The sequence below is a fragment of the Mycobacterium sp. genome, from assembly GCF_039583805.1.
Lineage (GTDB): Bacteria > Actinomycetota > Actinomycetes > Mycobacteriales > Mycobacteriaceae > Mycobacterium.
Genome location: NZ_JAVKSH010000040.1, coordinates 23,291 through 27,510, shown reverse-complemented (window position 1 = coordinate 27,510; position 4,220 = coordinate 23,291). Strand labels below are relative to the sequence as shown.

The 4,220-nt window shown below is 72.8% G+C and carries 4 protein-coding genes; all 4 read right to left on the bottom strand.

Annotated elements, in window-relative coordinates; all coding sequences use genetic code 11:
- Window positions 1-78: 78 nt before the first annotated feature.
- From hpt to dacB, 4 genes are read right to left on the bottom strand one after another with little or no spacing between them, the layout of a single operon-like run.
- Window positions 79-693: a hypoxanthine phosphoribosyltransferase gene (gene hpt / locus ABDW21_RS07530; RefSeq protein ID WP_343600875.1), complete on the bottom strand. Its 615-nt coding sequence runs from the start codon at window positions 691-693 to the stop codon at window positions 79-81.
- A complete protein-coding gene (tilS, locus tag ABDW21_RS07525; protein ID WP_343600874.1) occupies window positions 686-1,681 on the bottom strand; it encodes a tRNA lysidine(34) synthetase TilS in 996 nt (331 codons plus the stop codon). Before tilS ends, hpt begins: the two co-directional genes overlap by 8 nt.
- Window positions 1,660-2,709, bottom strand: a complete 1,050-nt coding sequence (locus ABDW21_RS07520; RefSeq protein ID WP_343600877.1) for a zinc-dependent metalloprotease — start codon at window positions 2,707-2,709, stop codon at window positions 1,660-1,662. Before ABDW21_RS07520 ends, tilS begins: the two co-directional genes overlap by 22 nt.
- Complete coding sequence (gene dacB, locus ABDW21_RS07515; RefSeq protein ID WP_343600873.1) at window positions 2,706-4,091, bottom strand: D-alanyl-D-alanine carboxypeptidase/D-alanyl-D-alanine-endopeptidase; 1,386 nt, start codon at window positions 4,089-4,091, stop codon at window positions 2,706-2,708. The genes ABDW21_RS07520 and dacB overlap by 4 nt, the downstream gene beginning before the upstream one ends.
- Window positions 4,092-4,220 lie beyond the last annotated feature (129 nt).

Genomic DNA, 4,220 nt, shown 5'->3' with positions numbered 1-4,220 from the left:
CTCCGCCGGGTTTGCGATCGCCTGAGAGGTCCCCGCGGCGACCCGCCGCACCCGGCTCCGCCGGGTTTGCGATCGCCGCTAGTCCTGGTAGACGCGGGGGTCCAGCGTTCCGATATAGGGCAGGTCGCGGTAGCGCTCTTGGTAATCCAAGCCGTAACCCACCACGAACTCGTTGGGTATCTCGAACCCCACATAGGCGATGTCGACGTTGGCTCGCATCGCGTCCGGCTTGCGCAGCAGCGTGCACACCCGCAGCGAACGCGGCCGACGGGTGGCCAGGTTGCGGCGCAACCACGACAGCGTCAGCCCGGAGTCGACGACGTCCTCGACGATCAGCACATCCCGGTCGTTGATGTCGCGGTCGAGGTCCTTCAGGATGCGCACCACTCCCGACGACGACGTCGACGACCCGTAGGACGCGACGGCCATGAACTCGAACTGGGTCGGCAGCGGGGTGGCATGGGCCAGATCGGTGACAAACATGACCGCACCCTTGAGCACGGCGATCAGCAGCAGGTCCTGCCCGCCGGCCGTCAGCTTGTGGTAGTCGGCCCCGATCTGCGCACCGAGTTCGGCGACTCGCGCCTGAATCTGCTCCTCGGTCAGCAGCACCGATTTGATATCGCCCGGGTACAGCTCCGGCGAGTCCGCTGTCACGACCACAGCGTGCCACGCCGGGTGGCAATCAACCAACGGCGGGACGCGGTGCGATGGGCTCGGAACGCAGCGTCAGCACACCGGCGCGGCGGCACGCCACCAGCCGCCGACCGGCCAAGGTGGAGCCGACGGCCACCCCGCCCTGGCCCCGCCAGGCGACGACCAGCGCGTCCACCCCGCGAATCTGCTTGTCTGTCAACCTGATTGCGCCACCAGCCAGCAGCCAGCTGCGGACAGCGCCGCGGCGAACCGGGCCGGGCAGCGCGCCGAGCGCCCGGGTGTCCAGCCCGTCATCGCTCGCCGCCTCGGCCAGCGCCTGCGCAATCAGCACGTCGATCAGCTCGATGTCTTCGCGCATCGCCGCCGCGGTGCGGGCCAACGCCTCGGCCACGCCGCCGCCCAGCACGTCCTCCAGCAACGGCAGCACCTCGCGGCGCAGCCGCACCCGGGTGAAGCGGCGGTCGCTGTTGTGCGGGTCCTGCCAGGGGGTCAACCCGAGTTCGGCGCAGGCGGCGTGCGTCGCGCTGCGCCGCACGCCCAGCAGCGGCCGGCACCACGGCGGGTCGTAGGGCCGCATCCCGGCGATCGAGCGGGCGCCCGAGCCGCGGCCCAGCCCCAGCAGCACGGTTTCGGCCTGGTCGTCGAGCGTGTGTGCCAACAGCACCGGGCGTTCGCCGCGGGCACGGCCCAGAGCGCCGTAGCGGGCGGTACGCGCCGCCGCCTCCGGGCCGCCTTTGAAACCAGATGGGCCGCCAACCTGCGCGCGCAGCACCAGTGCGTCGACGCATCCCAGTGACAACGCCTGGTCCCGGGCAGTGGCTGCGACTTCCGCCGATGCGGCCTGCAGGCCATGGTCCACGATCAGCGCGGTGGTGGGCCGCATCGGCGCCGCGGCGGCGGTCAGCGCCAGCGAGTCCGGCCCGCCGGACAGCGCGACACACCAGTGCGCGGCGCTCGCCAGGTGCTCCGCGCTAAACGCTGCGACGGCCGCATGCAGCCGGCCTAGAGCACCCGGTCGATCCATCGCCCGGGGTCTTCGATCTCGGTGGGCAACGGCAGCGTCTCGGGCCCCGACCACACCGCGTTGAACCGCCCCATCCCGACCCGGCCCACCACGTGGTCGACGAACGCTTTGCCGCGGGTGTACTGGCTGATCTTGACGTCGATACCCAGTAACGCGCGCAGCAGCCGGTACAGCGGCGGCTGCTTGCGGTGCCGGCGGTCGTCGAAACGGCGGCGGATGGTCGCCACCGACGGCACCACCATCGGGCCGACCGCGTCCATCACGTGATCGGCGTGGCCTTCGAGCAGAGTGCCCAGCACCAGCAGTTGATCCAGTGCTTCACGCTGCGGCTCGGACTGCACCGCGCGCAGCAGCCCCAGCACACCCGACGGGGCGACATCGGGGCCGTGCCCGGGCCGCGGGCCGCGCCCGCGAACGAACGCCGCGAGCCGGTCCAGCACCGCGGCCACGTCGTCACCGCTCTCCCGGGTCAGTGCCGCCAGCGCCTGCGACATGTACCCCGACAGCCACGGGTTGGCGGTGAACTGCACCCGGTGGGTGACCTCGTGCAGGCACACCCACAACCGGAAATCGGCCGGCTCGACCCGCAACTGGCGCTCGACCGCGAGGACGTTGGGGTACACCAGCAGCAGACAGCCGCCGTCGGTGAACGGGTCGTACTGGCCGAGGATGCCCGACGAGACGAACGCCAGGACGGCACCCGTCTGCGCGCCGGTGACCCGCCCGGTGACGACACCTTGCGGCCGGTCGGTGCCGCCCGTCATCACCCGCATCGACTCGGCCGCCGCCCGGATCCAGGCCGGCCGGTCGACGACCCGGGCGTCGGGCGCCGCGCCGCCGGTCTGCATGCCGGTCACGTCGCGCACCGGCGGCTCCGCCGCACCGGCCGCGGCGGCCAGCTCGTCGATCACCTGTCTACGGGTGTAGTCGGTGGCGGGCGGGCCGGGCCGGGCCAGCCACTGCCCGACCGTGGCGGCGAACGTCCAGTCGACGGCCCGGCCGACCGTCAACTCCGCGGACGAGGTCACTGTGCGCATCCACACGACCATAGGGCGGTCGCGACGGCGTCGATCGCGGTTCGGCCGGTCGGGCCGGCGTCGTTGGAGATCAACGCGAAGGTCAGCACCCGGCCGCTGCGGTCGGTGACCACACCGGCCAGAGCGTTCGTGGCGGTCAGCGAGCCGGTTTTGGCCCGCAACCAGCCGGCCGGACCGCCGACGGCGGCGCTGCCCTGGAAACGCTCGGACAGGGTGCCGCTGCCGCCGGCGATCGGCAGCAGGTCCAGCAGCGGCCGCAACGCCGGCTGGCCCGGCCCCGCCGCGGCCTGGACCACGCCGTCGAGGATCTTCGCGGTCAACCGGTCGTCGACGGACAGCCCGCTGGAATCCATCAGCGTGGCATGCCTGGTGTCGATGTGCGCAAGGTCTAGCCGGCTGGTCACCGCCTCGACGGCGCCGGCGAAGCTGCGCGGCCGCTGCATGGCCGCCGCGACCTCGCGGCCGATGCATTCGGCCATCACGTTGTCGGAGGCGTCCATCATCTCGTGCAGCCGGATGCTCAGCGGCGCCGACTGAACGGCGGCCAACTGCCGCGCGCCGGGCGGTGCCGGCCCGGCGGCGATGGTGACCGCATCCGGGTCCAGGCCGAGCGCTGCGGCCAACGCGCGCCCCGCGTCCAGTGCGGGCGTCCACGATCGGGTGGACTCGATGGTCGTCGGCTGGACACGCCCGGCGTCGAGCATCACCGACTCGATCGGGGCGACGTCGCCGCCCTCGATGTCCATCGGATCCCAGCCGGGGGCAGTCGTCGGGCCGCTGAACGCCGAGGTGTCCACCTGCACCGTCGTCGCCGCGGCACCGCTGCGCCGGACCTGGTCGGCCAGGTCGCTGATGCGGGCAGCGCCGGGATACCACGTCGGCTCGCCGGGCGGCGCCGCCGACAGGATCGGATCGCCGCCGCCGACCAGCACGATCACTCCCGGCTGGTTGGCGGCGACCACCCGGGTGGTGAGCCGGGCCGACGGGTCCAACGCCAGCAGCGCGGCGGCAGAGGTGAGCGTCTTGTCGGTGGACGCCGGCTGCATCGGCACGTCGTCCTGCTGCTGCCACAGCTCCGCGGCCGTCAGCGCGTCGGTGACCCGGCCGGTCAGCCGGCCCAGGTCGGGATCGGCCAACGGCCCCGCCAGCACCGCTGCCAGCCCGGCCGCGGTCGGCACGACGGCACTGTCGGTGACCGGCACGACGCCCGGGCTGGGCGTGGCGGCCGGCGGCGGTGGGACCGTGTCCGCCGCGCTCGTGCGGTGGTGGCCCGCCACCAGCACGGCCGCCGTCGCCACCGCGGACGCGACGACCGCCAGCACGGCCGCCCCCACCACCAGGTGGGTGGATCGGCGCCACTGCCTGGGACGCATAGCTCTCCTGACTGCTCGGATACCATTGTGCCCAACCGCCGGGAGACCGACGGCCGCTCAAACCACCAGCGCTCAAGTCATCAGCGCTTGAGCCACCAGCGCTTGAGCCACCAGCGCTTGAGCCACCAG